This is a genomic window from Acidovorax sp. LjRoot194 (assembly GCF_964253015.1).
In the GTDB taxonomy this organism is placed as follows: domain Bacteria; phylum Pseudomonadota; class Gammaproteobacteria; order Burkholderiales; family Burkholderiaceae_C; genus Acidovorax.
This window is the reverse complement of the sequence record NZ_CAXUQB020000001.1, coordinates 2,811,286-2,823,880: the sequence shown is the minus strand read 5'-3', so window position 1 is coordinate 2,823,880 and position 12,595 is coordinate 2,811,286. Positions and strand designations below refer to the sequence as shown.

The window sequence follows — 12,595 nt, the reverse complement described above, 5'->3', positions numbered from 1 at the left end:
TTGACATACGCCGTCTGCTCGATAATGCGGGGATACCCCCAGCATCACGCTGGCTGGTGGCTGTGCCCGCCCCCGCGGCCGTTGCAGCAGGCAGATCAACTTTTCTACCGGTATGGTAGGTCGCCACAGGAGCGAATTGGGATGGCGCTGCATATCGAAGACATTGGCAGGCAACTGGAAGTGGTGGCCAAGATCCCCGGCATTTCGGCGATTTTGAAGCTGCTGCGTGACCAGACCGGCATGCGTTTCGTGGGCCTGGCCCGCGTCACCCCAGACCGCTGGATCACCTGCGCAGTGCTCGACGAGGGCGGGTTCGGGCTGGTGCCCGGCGACGAACTCGATGTCCACACCACCATCTGCAAGGCGCAACTGAACGGGCCGGACACCGTCGTTTTTGACGATGCCGACGCAGACCCCATCTACCGCAGCCACCCGGCGCCGCAGCTGTACGGGTTCAAAAGCCACATGTCGGCGGCGATCCGCCTGAACGACGGCAGCTATTTCGGGTCGCTGTGTGTGCTCGATCCTGATCCGGTGGTCGTCAACAACGAGCGCAACATCGGCATGCTGGAAGGCATGGCAGCGCTGGTGGGGCGGCTGCTCGACGAGAGCTTTGCGCATGGCGCCACCCTGCAGGCACTGAACGAGGAAAAAGCCGCGGGCTTCTCGCGCGAGCAGTTTCTGGCCGTGGTGGCGCACGACCTTCGCAACCCCCTGGCGACCATGCATGTGGCCAGCGAGCTCTTGACCCGAAGTCCTGACGCCGCCATGGGCCGCATCGGCAAACGCCTGCGCGGCAGCGCCGCCCGGATGACGGGGCTGGTGGACGACCTGGTGGACTTTGCACGTGGGCGGGCGGGCTCTGCCATGCCCATCCGCATGTCGGCCTGCCACGACCTTGACGCCATCCTGGAGCCGGTGGTGCAGGAGATCAGGGACATCCACCCCACCCGGAACATCCGCTCGGACCTCCAGTTGGGCGGCCCGGTATGGTGCGATCCGGCGCGGCTTCAGCAGCTGGTGTCCAACCTGCTCGGCAACGCAGTCACCTACAGCGCCGCAGACTCGCAGATCGTGGTGCAGGGCACCGTGCAGGACGGCGAGGCCACGGTGGCCGTGACCAACTGGGGCAACACCATCGCCCCGGACCGCATCGACTGCATTTTTGCGGCCTACACGCGCGACAGCGCCTTGTGCGAGGACACCAGCTTGGGCCTGGGGCTGCACATCTGCCAACTGATCGCGTCGGCACATGGCGGCACGCTCAGCGCCAGCTCGGATGCATCTGCCGGAACCCGGTTTGCGATGCGCTGGCCGTCGAGCGCCGGCCGCTGACCGCTGACCTTCAGGTCAAGCCGCCACGCCATCGGTGGGCGTGCTGGCCTGGGCCATGCGCTGCTGCACCGCGTGCGCCAGCCAGGCCAGCGCGGGCAAGGGCCTGATGAAGACCTCCACGACAACGACACGGCCCTGCGCATCGAACTGCAGGCGGTCGATGCCCCTCACGGCATGGGGCCCAAGATTGCCGTCGAAGCTCAAGGCGAGTTCCCGGCCGCAGTCGCTCCACAAGGCGTCGCCGTAGACAAAGCGGCCATACAGGCTGAACGCGAGGCCGAGCACCATGCCCACGGCGCCCGCGCCGCACAGCGGCTGGTCGTCCAGCGGTGACCGCAGCACCACGTCCGGGTGCAGCAGGCTGGGCATCGCAGCAAAATCACCGGCGTCGAACAGGGCGCGCCACGCAGCCAGGGTGTGGGCTGCGGCGGCGTGCGCGTGGGTGGTGCTGGACTGGGGAGACGTAGGTTCTTGCATGGCTGGTTTTCAGGAGTTGGAAAGAAGCCCGCATGCTCGGGTCGGCGCGTCATCGGCGCAATCACCTCGGAGGTCATAGAACCGCAGCCGACTTGTGCCACCATGCGTCGCCATGTCTTTTGCCGACCCCTCCCCCACCGGCCACCTACCGCCCCGCATCGGCCCGCTGCTGCGGGCGCTTCGTGTGCGCCGGGGGTATAGCCAACTGGCGCTGGCCCTGCACACGGGCGTGTCGCAGCGGCACCTGAGCTGCCTGGAAACCGGCAAGGCCCAGCCGAGCCAGGCCATGCTGCTGGCGCTGATGGATGCGCTGGGGGTACCGCTGGCAGAACGCAACCAGGCCCTGATGGCCGCGGGGTTTGCACCGCATTACCCGCGCAGTGACTGGGATGCCCAGGCGCTGCTGCAGGTGCGAGATGCCCTGCGCCGCCTGCTGAAGGCCCACGAGCCAGCGCCCGCGATGCTGCTCGATGCCCAATGGAACCTGCTGGAGACCAACGCCGCCGTGCCCGCGCTGATGCGGCTCATCGGTTTTGTGCCGGGCCCTGCGACACCGGGCGAGCCCCTGAATTTGCTCGACCTTTTGCTGCGGCCCGACGGGCTGCAGCGCTGGCTGATCGACGCCCCGGGTGTGGCCCAGGCCGTGCGGCAGCGCGCCGAAGCAGAGGCACCTTTCAACCCGGCCCTGGCCGCGCGTCTGCAAGCCATGCCTTCGGCCAAACACCGGACCGCCGCCACCCTGGCGGTAACGCCCCGGCCCCATTCGCCGGTGCTGCTGCTTCAACTGCAGTCTGGTGCGGGCGTGCTCAGCTTCATGTCGGCCTACACCACGCTGGGATCGCCGATGGACGTGACGCTGGATTCACTGCGCATCGACCACCTGCTGCCGGCGGACGTCAGTACCCGAGAGGCGCTGGAGCGTGCCCTGGGGTAGCAGGCGGACATTTGCAGGCGGCATTCCGTAGTCCGCGGTTTGCGGCTGCTATATTTTCAATAGCTGCATGCGCCCGACCAGCAAGCGCGAGGGCAGAAAAACAATTCGATAGGACAAGGCGGTGATGTGCCCTAGGTCCAACATGGAAACGCAACTGCCAAATGTCACGAATAGGCAGCGCGCTTTTCAGAGGCTTCGGCGCCGAGCACTGCCGCCCCTTGGCTTGGTGCGGCGCCCCTCCTCTTCACCGACTGAGCAGGCTACTTGATAAGCGCCAGCACATCCTTGAAGGCTGGGTGTTCGCAGCTGCCCAGCCACTCGAAAGCCACCATCTCGGTCGTCACCAGTTCGGCGCCTGCGCCGGCCAGCCGGTCGAAGGCCGCGTCGCGGTTGCGCTCGGTGCGGGAGCCGCAGGCATCGGTCACCACCCAGACGTCGAACTCATCCTCGATGAGTTGCAGCGCCGTCTGCAGCAGGCACACATGGGCTTCACAGCCGGCGATGACGATGGTGCCGCGCTCAGCCTCTTGCTGGGCAGGCTTTTGCAGGTGCTTGGGCAGGCTGCGTGCGTTGCCCCCCTGGGGCCGGGCCGGCGGGCGCAGCCACTCACCCAGGCCTTCTTCGGTGGCGCTGAAATTCATCTTGGCCAGGGTCTTCTGGCACAGGGCGCGCAGCGCGGGGTCGTTGGCGCCCAGGCGCGATGGATTTTGCTCCGTGCCCCACACGGGCACGTCCAGCATCGCCGCGATCTGGGCCAGGCGGCGGGCGTTGGCCAGCACGGCGGGGCCCTCGAAGATGGCGGGCATCAGGCGTTCCTGGTAGTCGACCAGGACGAGTTGGGATTCTGTAGCGTCAAGCAGCATGGGTGTGGGCCACTCGGGGCGGCCGGTTCTCGATGGATGGGCGCATTGTCGCAGCCCTGCCGCACCTTGCGCCTTGTGCTGGCGATGCTGCGGCGCTGACTCTGCCTCCTCGCCCCTTCCAAGGACCGGGCAGCCGGCGCAGCTTCAAGAGGGCTGCAGTCGCACCAAGCGGCCCTGCGGGCTGTCAGTCAGCAGGTACAGCAGGCCGTCCGGCCCCTGCCGCACGTCGCGGATGCGCTCGCCGTTGCCCTGCAGCAGTTTTTCTTCGCGCTGCACCTTGCCCTGCGTCACCTCCAGCCGGTGCAGCGTGCCGAACTTGAGCGATCCGATGAACAGGCTGCCCTTCCAGGCGTCGCCGTAGCGCGTGCTAGTGAGGAAGGCCATGCCCGACGGCGCGATGGAAGGCACCCAGTAGTGCAGCGGCTGCTCCATGCCCGCCTTGGCCGTGCCCTCGCCCATCTTGCCGCCGCCGTAGTTCTCTCCGTACGTGATCACCGGCCAGCCGTAGTTGCGGCCCGGTTGCGGCACGTTGATCTCGTCACCGCCCTGCGGGCCGTGCTCGTGCATCCACAGAGTGCCGTCCGGCGCCAGCGCGGCGCCTTGTGGATTGCGGTGGCCGTAGCTCCATATCTCGGGCAAGGCACTAGCGCGCTGACGAAATGGGTTGTCTGCGGGCACGGCGCCATCGGGCATGATGCGCACGATCTTGCCATGGTGGTTGTCGAGCTTTTGGGCGTCGTCCTTGCGCTGGTAACGCTCGCCCAGTGTCAGGAACAGGTTGCCGTCGGCCGCCTGCACGATACGGCAGCCGAAGTGCAAGGCGCTGTCCACCTTGGGGCGCTGGCTGAAGATCACTTTCACGTCCTGCAGGCTGCGTGCATCGGCCGACAGGGTGGCACGCGCCAGCGCCGTGCTGTTGCCTGAGGCTCCCGCTGCCGCGGGTTCGGAGAAGCAAAAGAAGATGCGGCGGTTGCGTGCGAAGTTCGCGTCAGTGATCACATCGAGCAGGCCACCCTGCCCGCTGGCCGCCACCGACGGCACGCCGGCCAGAGCCGGTCCGACCTGCCCTGTCGCCTGGACGACACGCATGCGGCCGGGCCGCTCCGTCACCAGAAATTGCCCGTCGGGTAAAAAAGCAACAGCCCACGGATTGACCAGACCGGTGGCCACCGGGGCCAGCGCCACGGCGGGCGATCCCGTCTGCGCCAAAGCGGTATCCCACCCGCTGGCACCCAAAACTATAGCTGCCAAGGCTTGCGCCGCGGGCCGTGTCAGCCTCAACCACTCGTTTTTCTTGCCATTCATGAACTGACGCTCCTCGCGATGCGGTTGGCTCCAACCGCGAATAACCCTGAATTTAAATCAAGCTTTACCCGCACGCTGCGGAGCAGGCGAAACCGCTCACGGCGCCTTCTCCTACAGCGTAACGGCTGATTTACGTGAACGTAATCAACGGCTTGCAGGGTTGATTATTTCTTATAAGCAAAGGTACGTGTTACCCTCCGTCCCCATGTCCAGATGGCTTTGCATCCTCCTGGTGGCCTGCGCCACCACCGCCCAGGCGGCGCCCCAAGGGGCCAACTCTGACGAGATGGACCGCTTCATTGCGGATAAAGGCCTGCTAACGCGGCTTGAAGACGTCACCCAGCGCGTAGCAGACAAGGCGCACACGGTGGCCGACAACGCTTCGAACCTGGCGATTCACGCCATGGGTTTTCTCGGCGTGCCTTACAAACGTGGCGGTAACAGCGCAGAAACCGGTTTTGACTGCAGCGGCTTTGTGCGCGCCATGTACGAGCAAACGGTAGGCCTGCTGCTACCCCGCCGTGCGGACCAGCAAGCAGCTGCTACCCAGGTCATCGACAAGAAAGACCTGCAGCCTGGCGATCTGGTGTTCTTCAACACCATGCGCCGCAATTTCAGCCACGTGGGCATTTACGTGGGCGACAACAAATTCATCCATTCCCCACGCAGCGGCAGTGAAGTGCGCGTCGAGGACATGGGCGTATCGTACTGGGCCCGCCGCTTCAACGGTGCCCGTCGCGTTGCCACCGAAAATAAGGACGTCGCGTCCGCCAAGTGACCGGCTGCATGGCAAACCGCCAGCCTTGCGCCGCTGGTGTAGGGCGCTGTGCGGCTTCTGGGTTGCGACTGGCATCTGCATTGGACTGGCGAGCGTTACGCGTGATTACCTTTTGATCTCGTAGACCGTCTCGGTACTGCGGATCGGTCCCCCCACCACATTCACGGGTCCGGCAGAAGGATCTCCACGCAGGATGCCTTTGGCCTTGGCCATGTCGGATTGATAGCGTGCGCGGGCCTGTGATTCGCAGCTTTTGCGGTCACCCGCGCCCATGCTGCGGCATTCTTCCAGGCTGACTTTGAGCCCACCGCCCGCTTCGCGGATGGCGGTCTGGTAACGCTGTTGGGGAGTGGCGTCAGCCACCGCGCCGCGGGCGAGCGACGCATCGTCGCCAACTTGCGCGCGGGCAGCGCCTGGGCCGGCCAACGAGGCACCCATAGCCAGTACGGCAACGAACACCAGGGGGAGTGAGCGGGTCTTGAAGGTTCTTTTCATGGTCTTCTCTTCCAGTGCAGACGAGTCAATGTAGGCGCGCCCTCCAAGCTCCACCGCCAGTACCTGCCGCGCTACCATGTCGGACACCTCCCACAGGCCTGCCATGACCTCCACCACCCCTTCGCCCACGGCACCGGACACGCCGCACGACAAAAACTACCTGCGACGCCTGCTGTCGCAGCGCAACCAGCAGCCTGATACCGCTTCCGAGGTGGACGCGGCCATCGAAGCGGCCTTCGTGCGCGACGTGGGCATTCTGGTGCTGGACATGTGCGGCTTCTCGCGCATCACCGCCCGGCACGGCATCATCCACTTCCTGGGCATGATCCACCAGATGGAGCAGGCCGCACGCCCTGCCATCGAGGGCAACGGCGGCGTGGTCATCAAGCAGGAGGCCGACAACCTGTTTGCGGTGTTCTCGAGCGCCGAGCACGCACTGGAGGCTGCGCTGGACACCCTGCGCGCACTGGAGGCGATGAACGCAGTGCTGCCGCCCGAACGCGCGCTGGCTGTCAGCGCCGGCATCGGGTATGGGCCGACCCTGGTGATCGCCCATGAGGACCTCTACGGCCCCGAGATGAACTGTGCGTGCAAGCTGGGCGAAGACATTGCCGGCCCCGGCGAAATCCTGCTCACCCAGGCCGCCCACGCGGCCCTCCCCGCCGGCCGTTATGACTGTGCGGCGGGCCAGCACGAGATTTCAGGGCTGGCCCTGCCCTCGCACCGGTTCGAGCGGTGCCTGTACGACAGGCCGCTCGCCCGCACCTAGCCTTCACCCCGCAAGCTGCGGGCTCAATGCCGGGACGTTTATAAAGCCTGTTGTCCGACAGGTCCCGCGCAGCCCCATCCCTACATTCATCCTCAACGGACATAACTAAAGGGGATGATCATGACGGCACTGATAGGGACACTGCTGGTGGGCTTGGTCGTGGGGTTGCTGGCACGCGCCTTCAAGCCTGGGCGGGACCACCTTGGCTGGATCATGACCGCGCTGCTGGGCGTGGTGGGGGCGTTTCTGGCGACGTACGTGGGACTGGCCATGGGCTGGTACGAACAGGGCGAGGCTGCGGGCTGGATCGCCTCGGTGATCGGCGCCATGATGCTGCTGGCACTGTTCGGGCTGGTCAGAAACAAGTTTTGATCGCACCTCCAAGCCATAACCCGCCCCCCACCACAGGCGCATACGCACAGTTTTATATAGGCAACGCACACATGCCCACCTCCTTTCAGATGGCCGCCGGCAATCCGGCCCTGCAGGCCGCCGTACAGCGCAGCCGCCAGTTGTTGCACCGTCGCGCCCTGGTGGCTGCGGCGGCCAGTGCCATGCCCATACCCGGACTCGACTGGGCAGTGGACGCCGCCCTGCTCTCGCGCCTGCTGCCCCAGATCAATACCGAGTTCGGCCTGTCGGCCCAGCAGATCGACCAGCTCGACCCGCAAAAGCGCGAACAGGTGCAAAAGGCGGTGAGCCTGGTCGGCTCGGTGCTGATCGGCAAACTGGTGACGCGCGAACTGGTGCTGCGCGCGACCCAGAGCGTGGGCATGCGCTTGACCACCAAGCAGGTGGCCAAGTACGTGCCGCTGGCGGGGCAGGCGGTAGCCGCTGGCATCGGATATGCCACGCTGCGCTTTCTGGGCGAGCAGCATCTGCGCGACTGCGTGCGCGTGGTGCAGGAGGCCCAACTGCAACTGCCCGCGCCCGCATCCCCTTCCAAACCACGCAAATAGCGCGGTAGAGCAAGCGTAAGGCGGTAAGGCGGTTGCAGAGCTGCGCCCCAGAGCCAAGCCCGGAGCGCAATCATCCAACCCAACCGCCGCTGTGCGGCCTACTCCGCCGAGCAGACGAAGCTACTGGCGTCTTCCACATTGCCCGACCCCTTGTACTTGGCGAATTGCGGGTAGGCACACAGCGGCCGGGTGCGGTTGGGCATGTCGGTGTTGGTGGGTAGCGCCTTGGCGGCGATGGTGTCGGGCGCCACGCCCTTCTCCACCCAATCCACCATGGCCTGAATCGAATCGAAGTTGTCCGTGGCCGGGCCACCGGAGCAGTGGTTCATGCCGGGGACCAGGAAGGTGCGCGCAAAACCCTTCGTGGCGGCGATACCGCCGTTGTTGGCCGCCAAACGTTCGTAGTAGTCCATGGTGTCGTTTGCCGAGAAGATCGGGTCTGACATGCCGTGGATGAACAGCATCTTGCCGCCGCGCTGCTTGAAGGCCGCGAGCTTGTCGTCCCGGTAGGTGTCATAGATGGCCGAATACGCCTCCATGCGGGCCGGGTCGGTGTCGAAGTTGAACGTCAGCGGGTTGAACGTGAGGTCCGGCGGGGTGAAGAACTCGTTGACCAGGGCGTCCACCATCAGCGTGATGTAGCGCGCATCCGGTGTGGCAGTGGTGGAGCTGCCCAGCGTCCAGGTGCGCCAGCCGGGGGCGGCCAGGCCCGGGTCCCACGGCTGGCCGGCATACAGCGCCTGGCCTGCCGAGTTGCGCGGGCCAGCGAACACGCTCTTGAGCGCACCCACCTGGGCGCTGCTCAGGCAGTCGGCACCCTTGGCGCCGCTGCACTGCAGCACGGCCGGGTCGAACTGGCAGGCCTTGACGTTGCTCACCAGGCCATCGGCCACACCGTCTGCGGCATCGCACGATGCTTTGACGCCGTTGGCCACCAGGTTGAGGTCCGCATTGCTGAAGGCTTGCGACAGGATGCGCTTGCCTGCGCCGTCCTGCGGGGCGATGGCGTTGAACTGGATGGTGTTCCACATCGCCGCCACCGTCGCGCCGCTCGATACCCGCATGGCCGGCGCGCCCGCAGTGATGGCGTCGAAATAGTCCGGGAACCGCTGCGAGAACATCATGCCCTGCCGCCCGCCGCCGGAGCAGCCCGAAAAGTACGAGTGGTCGGGCTTGCGTCCGTAACGCGTGGCGATCAGCGACTTGGCGGCCACGGCCGTCTTGTCGTAGGAGTTGTAGGCATGGTCGATACGGGCCTGCGGGTCGGCGCCGAAGCTGGCCGACGTGCCGCTGTGGCCCGCATCGGTGGACACCACCGCGAACCCCTGGCCCAGCGGGGACGGGGTTCCGACCGAAATGCTGGAGCTAAGCGACGTGTCGCGCAGGATGCCGTCGTTGCCGCCGCCGCCGATGAACAGGAAGCGCCCGTTCCAGTTGTCCGGCATGCTCAGCTGAAAACCGATGGCGTAGTTCTTGCCATCCACGCCCACACGCGGGTTGATGGCACCGGTGACCACGCAGTGGCCCGGCAAAAAGCTGCCGGTGGCGGCGCCGCCGGGGCGCTTGGTGTCTGCGGCCACGTAGCTGGTGGTGAGCGAGGTGGCGGCCAAGCCGGCCTTGGCCGGCAGTTCGGCGCAGGCCGCGGCCGGCGTGGCCTGCTGCGCCGACGCATCGCCGTTGCCGCCGCCGCACGCAGCCATCAGCAAGGGCATGGCGAGAGCGGCCGGCATGACTTTGCGGCGCAATCCGGATGAGCGCGCACTGTGGGCAGCGGGCGGCAGGGCCCGCAAGGCATGGGCAAAAGGCATGGCGTTTGTCTCCTGAGGTTGTCGTGGTGTCGCCGAGGGCACGGCTGCGCCCAGGCTCCCGCCGCCTGCTTTCGCAGATGCAGGTCTTGTGGAAATGAATTGGCAGGTGCTGAGCGGCGTCAACTGCTCAACCCTTCAACCGCCCGGCGGCTCGATGGCCCCGCAGCGCCGTAGGCAGTCTGTCAATCTGCCTTGAAGCCCGTGGCAGCCACGGCCTTGCCCCAGGTCACGGTGTCGGCCGCGATGGTGCGGGCAAAGTCCTGCTGGCTGGTGCCCGTCACGCGAAAGCCGGCCTCTTCCATCTTGGCCTTGCCTTCGGGCGACTGCACCGCCTTGACGATGTCGGCATTGAGCTTGGCAATGATCTCCGGCGGCGTCTTGGCCGGCGCCACGATGCCGAACCACGACGAGAACTCCAGGTTGGCGTAGCCCTGTTCCTTGATGGTGGGTACGTCCGGCAGCGTGTTGGTGCGGGTGGCGCCCGTGGTGCCCAGCGCGGCCAGCTTGCCGGCCTTCACGTTGGGGGCGGCCAGGCCCACGCTGGCGAACACGCCCTGGACGTCACCGCTGAAAAGGCCGCCCAATGCATCGGCCGTGTTCTTGTAGTGCACCGGCTCTGGCTTGAGCTTGACCGCATCGCCGAACATGAAGGCGCCAAAGTGCCCGGGCGTGCCCGCGCCGAAGGTGGCGAGGAACAGGCCCTTTTGCTGCTTGGTCCAGTCGACGAACTCCTTCACGTTGCGCGCCGGCACCTTTTGCGGGTTGACCAGCAGCACGAAGTCGGAGGTGACCACCTGGCTCACGGCCGTGAAGTCCTTGGCCGGGTCGTAGGGCAGCTTGTTGTAGCTGCTGGGGGCAATGCTGAGCTGGCCCGTTTCGCCCAGCATCAGCGTGTAGCCGTCGGGCACGGCGCGCGCGGCTTCGCTGGCGGCGATCAGGCCGCCGGCGCCGGGCTTGTTGTCCACGATCACGCCGGCATTGCCCCAGCCTTCGGACAGCTTTTGCGCCAGCAGGCGCGCCACGATGTCCGGCCCGGTGCCGGCCGGAAAGCCCACGATGATGCGCACCGGCTTGTTCGGGTAGGTAGCAGCCCCCTGCGCATGGGCGCCGGCCCAGGGCATGAGCCCGGCCAGCAAGGCGGCGGCCACGAGGGCGCGGAGGGGTGTGGTGGTCAGGGAGGAACGAGGCTGGGCGGTGGTCTTCATGGTTGTCTCCAGAAATTCTTGTGGGTCGGTCAGGGTCAAAAAACGCAAAGGCAAACGGTGGGTGGGTTCAACACGGGCAGCCGCCGGCTACCGCAGCTCGAAAAAGCGCATCGCCACGGCGTCCGGGTAGCGCGCGCCGGTGCCGACGAACATGCGCTCGGCGATCCAGGCCAGCGCCGGGGACGCGGTCTCGAAGCTCGGGCTGCAGCGGAAATAGATCTGCGCCGGGTCCACCGGCTCGCCGCGCACCAGGCGGGCGATCAGCTCGGCCGGGCCGGAGCGCACCGCCCGGTTCTGCACATAGATGAGATCGCCGCCATCTGTCTCCAGCACGTAGCGTGCGTCCAGCTCCGACAGCCGGTCGTTCACGATGAGCTGAAAATCCGCGCCACCGGGCAGCACCCGGGCGCTCCAGCCGTCGCCGGTGGCACTGCCGCCCAGGATGGGGATCAGCCGGCGCAGCCCGTGCACGGTGTGGCCCACCTCCTGCGGGGTGCCGACCTCCACGCGCAGGTCGGCAAAAAATCGGAATTGCGGGTCGGGCAAGGGGATGAGGTCAGACATGGGCCCTAGCGTAAGTCCCGTTGCCAAGCATGCCTGTCATCCCAGAGGATGACGGGATAACCCGACTGTCCGGCGGCGGCTGGCCCGGCGGTTTTGACGCACACTTCCCGATTTCAGCCGGCATCACCTCCCCCATTCAGACTTTCCCATGCGGCAGTGGCTCCCCCCTTCCTCGCAGACAGCGCCCGGCCGGCAGGTGCTGCACAGTGCCGCGAGCCAGACGCTCGCCGGCATGGTGCACCGCCTGGGCGACAACGGCTTTGCACCGGGCCTGCTGCAGGACCTGGAGCCGGTGTTGCCTGCGGCGTCCTGGTCGGTGTACCGCACGGGCCACCGCTGCAAGCCCACGCTCTTCATGTCGGCCAGCCGGGGCGTACCGGACACCACGCAGGACTGCTGGTGGGCGTACCTGTCGGGCCCGTACCGCAGCGACCGCACCTGGGGACGCTCGTTCGACGAGGCGCCGTTCGCCCAGCCCGAAACCCGCCTGTGCCATGTGACCGCCACCGAGGTCGAGGGCGAGCACCGCGCCCGTGTGTACGAGGCCCATGGCGTGGCCGAGCGCGTATCGGTGGTCGAATACGAAAGCGATGGCTCGGTTTTCGCCGTCAACTTCTACCGCCACCAGCACCAGCGCGCGTTCAGCGACCGGCAGATCGCAGCCTTCGAATCCGTCGCGCCCGTGCTGCTGGCGCTCACCCGCAAGCACATCCTGCTGTCGCACGCCTGTGCGCCCTCTTCGCCCATGCTGTGGCTGGAGGGGCCGGGCGGCAGCCCGCTGGCCCCTGGGCACGATCAGCCCGGCCCGCACGCCGCCCCGGCCCTGCCGGCGGCCGACGCGGCGCTCGGTCCGCTGGCTGCAGACGCGCTGCCAGCGCTGCGCATGCGCCTGATGCGGCTGCAGGCCGAGCTGACCGACCGCGAGCTCGATGTCTGCGCCCGGCTGCTGCAGGGCATGACGCACGAGGGCATCGCGAGCGACCTGGGCCTGAGCGTGCCCACCGTCAAGACCTACCGCAACCGCGCCTTCGCACGCCTGGGCATCCACTTTCGCAACGAGCTGTTTGCGCGGGTGCTGGGCGGCTGAAGCGCCCCACCGGCGC

At 66.7% G+C, this 12,595-nt stretch carries 14 protein-coding genes; 7 read left to right on the top strand and 7 right to left on the bottom strand.

Going from position 1 to position 12,595, the window contains the following annotated elements; genetic code table 11:
- Window positions 1–141: 141 nt before the first annotated feature.
- The gene (locus tag ACSQ3N_RS12625) at window positions 142–1,335 is read left to right on the top strand and encodes a sensor histidine kinase (protein ID WP_056169027.1); all 1,194 of its coding nucleotides are present in this window, start codon (window positions 142–144) and stop codon (window positions 1,333–1,335) included.
- Window positions 1,336–1,350: 15 nt separating this feature from the next.
- On the opposite strand, the gene ACSQ3N_RS12620 is transcribed toward ACSQ3N_RS12625, so the two are convergent.
- Entirely contained in the window at window positions 1,351–1,812 is a 462-nt protein-coding gene (locus tag ACSQ3N_RS12620; protein WP_056169025.1) for a hypothetical protein, read from the bottom strand.
- Between the two features lie 112 nt (window positions 1,813–1,924).
- Between ACSQ3N_RS12620 and ACSQ3N_RS12615 the strand changes: the two genes are divergently transcribed.
- Entirely contained in the window at window positions 1,925–2,746 is an 822-nt protein-coding gene (locus ACSQ3N_RS12615) for an MmyB family transcriptional regulator (protein ID WP_436146403.1), read from the top strand.
- A 260-nt stretch (window positions 2,747–3,006) separates the two neighbouring features.
- On the opposite strand, the gene ACSQ3N_RS12610 is transcribed toward ACSQ3N_RS12615, so the two are convergent.
- Window positions 3,007–3,609, bottom strand: coding sequence for an isochorismatase family protein (locus ACSQ3N_RS12610; protein ID WP_056169020.1), 603 nt, complete (start codon window positions 3,607–3,609; stop codon window positions 3,007–3,009).
- Window positions 3,610–3,753: 144 nt separating this feature from the next.
- Window positions 3,754–4,914, bottom strand: a complete 1,161-nt coding sequence (locus tag ACSQ3N_RS12605; protein ID WP_082516961.1) for a PQQ-dependent sugar dehydrogenase — start codon at window positions 4,912–4,914, stop codon at window positions 3,754–3,756.
- Window positions 4,915–5,119: 205 nt separating this feature from the next.
- Between ACSQ3N_RS12605 and ACSQ3N_RS12600 the strand changes: the two genes are divergently transcribed.
- Complete coding sequence (locus ACSQ3N_RS12600; protein WP_056169017.1) at window positions 5,120–5,692, top strand: C40 family peptidase; 573 nt, start codon at window positions 5,120–5,122, stop codon at window positions 5,690–5,692.
- A 105-nt stretch (window positions 5,693–5,797) separates the two neighbouring features.
- On the opposite strand, the gene ACSQ3N_RS12595 is transcribed toward ACSQ3N_RS12600, so the two are convergent.
- A complete protein-coding gene (locus tag ACSQ3N_RS12595) occupies window positions 5,798–6,187 on the bottom strand; it encodes a hypothetical protein (protein WP_056169395.1) in 390 nt (129 codons plus the stop codon).
- Window positions 6,188–6,290: 103 nt separating this feature from the next.
- Between ACSQ3N_RS12595 and ACSQ3N_RS12590 the strand changes: the two genes are divergently transcribed.
- From ACSQ3N_RS12590 to ACSQ3N_RS12580, 3 genes are all read left to right on the top strand, one after another.
- Window positions 6,291–6,956 (top strand): adenylate/guanylate cyclase domain-containing protein, encoded by a 666-nt coding sequence (locus tag ACSQ3N_RS12590; protein WP_056169014.1) that lies wholly within the window; start codon window positions 6,291–6,293, stop codon window positions 6,954–6,956.
- Window positions 6,957–7,076: 120 nt separating this feature from the next.
- Window positions 7,077–7,328: a GlsB/YeaQ/YmgE family stress response membrane protein gene (locus ACSQ3N_RS12585; RefSeq protein WP_056169392.1), complete on the top strand. Its 252-nt coding sequence runs from the start codon at window positions 7,077–7,079 to the stop codon at window positions 7,326–7,328.
- 71 nt (window positions 7,329–7,399) lie between these two features.
- Window positions 7,400–7,915 carry a hypothetical protein gene (locus tag ACSQ3N_RS12580; protein WP_056169011.1) on the top strand — a complete coding sequence of 172 codons (516 nt, stop codon included), beginning with the start codon at window positions 7,400–7,402 and terminating at the stop codon, window positions 7,913–7,915.
- Window positions 7,916–8,013: 98 nt separating this feature from the next.
- On the opposite strand, the gene ACSQ3N_RS12575 is transcribed toward ACSQ3N_RS12580, so the two are convergent.
- The 3 genes from ACSQ3N_RS12575 to ACSQ3N_RS12565 all read right to left on the bottom strand — a co-directional run bounded on the left by ACSQ3N_RS12575 (window position 8,014) and on the right by ACSQ3N_RS12565 (window position 11,492).
- On the bottom strand, window positions 8,014–9,723 hold the full coding sequence (locus tag ACSQ3N_RS12575) for a DUF6351 family protein (protein ID WP_082516960.1): 1,710 nt from the start codon (window positions 9,721–9,723) through the stop codon (window positions 8,014–8,016).
- Between the two features lie 182 nt (window positions 9,724–9,905).
- A complete protein-coding gene (locus ACSQ3N_RS12570; protein WP_056169006.1) occupies window positions 9,906–10,928 on the bottom strand; it encodes a Bug family tripartite tricarboxylate transporter substrate binding protein in 1,023 nt (340 codons plus the stop codon).
- 87 nt (window positions 10,929–11,015) lie between these two features.
- Window positions 11,016–11,492 carry a DUF3237 domain-containing protein gene (locus ACSQ3N_RS12565; protein WP_056169004.1) on the bottom strand — a complete coding sequence of 159 codons (477 nt, stop codon included), beginning with the start codon at window positions 11,490–11,492 and terminating at the stop codon, window positions 11,016–11,018.
- Between the two features lie 148 nt (window positions 11,493–11,640).
- Between ACSQ3N_RS12565 and ACSQ3N_RS12560 the strand changes: the two genes are divergently transcribed.
- The gene (locus ACSQ3N_RS12560) at window positions 11,641–12,579 is read left to right on the top strand and encodes a helix-turn-helix transcriptional regulator (protein WP_200926909.1); all 939 of its coding nucleotides are present in this window, start codon (window positions 11,641–11,643) and stop codon (window positions 12,577–12,579) included.
- Window positions 12,580–12,595 lie beyond the last annotated feature (16 nt).

What these genes read in the sequence shown, in the direction of transcription:
- ACSQ3N_RS12580 (WP_056169011.1), top strand. Translation starts at nt 7,400, where the DNA reads ATGCCCACCTCCTTTCAGATGGCCGCCGGCAATCCGGCCCTGCAGGCC.
- ACSQ3N_RS12560 (WP_200926909.1), top strand. Translation starts at nt 11,641, where the DNA reads ATGCGGCAGTGGCTCCCCCCTTCCTCGCAGACAGCGCCCGGCCGGCAG.
- ACSQ3N_RS12620 (WP_056169025.1), bottom strand. Translation starts at nt 1,812, where the DNA reads ATGCAAGAACCTACGTCTCCCCAGTCCAGCACCACCCACGCGCACGCC.
- ACSQ3N_RS12610 (WP_056169020.1), bottom strand. Translation starts at nt 3,609, where the DNA reads ATGCTGCTTGACGCTACAGAATCCCAACTCGTCCTGGTCGACTACCAG.
- ACSQ3N_RS12575 (WP_082516960.1), bottom strand. Translation starts at nt 9,723, where the DNA reads ATGCCTTTTGCCCATGCCTTGCGGGCCCTGCCGCCCGCTGCCCACAGT.
- ACSQ3N_RS12600 (WP_056169017.1), top strand. Translation starts at nt 5,120, where the DNA reads ATGTCCAGATGGCTTTGCATCCTCCTGGTGGCCTGCGCCACCACCGCC.
- ACSQ3N_RS12585 (WP_056169392.1), top strand. Translation starts at nt 7,077, where the DNA reads ATGACGGCACTGATAGGGACACTGCTGGTGGGCTTGGTCGTGGGGTTG.
- ACSQ3N_RS12625 (WP_056169027.1), top strand. Translation starts at nt 142, where the DNA reads ATGGCGCTGCATATCGAAGACATTGGCAGGCAACTGGAAGTGGTGGCC.
- ACSQ3N_RS12590 (WP_056169014.1), top strand. Translation starts at nt 6,291, where the DNA reads ATGACCTCCACCACCCCTTCGCCCACGGCACCGGACACGCCGCACGAC.
- ACSQ3N_RS12595 (WP_056169395.1), bottom strand. Translation starts at nt 6,187, where the DNA reads ATGAAAAGAACCTTCAAGACCCGCTCACTCCCCCTGGTGTTCGTTGCC.
- ACSQ3N_RS12605 (WP_082516961.1), bottom strand. Translation starts at nt 4,914, where the DNA reads ATGAATGGCAAGAAAAACGAGTGGTTGAGGCTGACACGGCCCGCGGCG.
- ACSQ3N_RS12615 (WP_436146403.1), top strand. Translation starts at nt 1,925, where the DNA reads ATGTCTTTTGCCGACCCCTCCCCCACCGGCCACCTACCGCCCCGCATC.
- ACSQ3N_RS12565 (WP_056169004.1), bottom strand. Translation starts at nt 11,492, where the DNA reads ATGTCTGACCTCATCCCCTTGCCCGACCCGCAATTCCGATTTTTTGCC.
- ACSQ3N_RS12570 (WP_056169006.1), bottom strand. Translation starts at nt 10,928, where the DNA reads ATGAAGACCACCGCCCAGCCTCGTTCCTCCCTGACCACCACACCCCTC.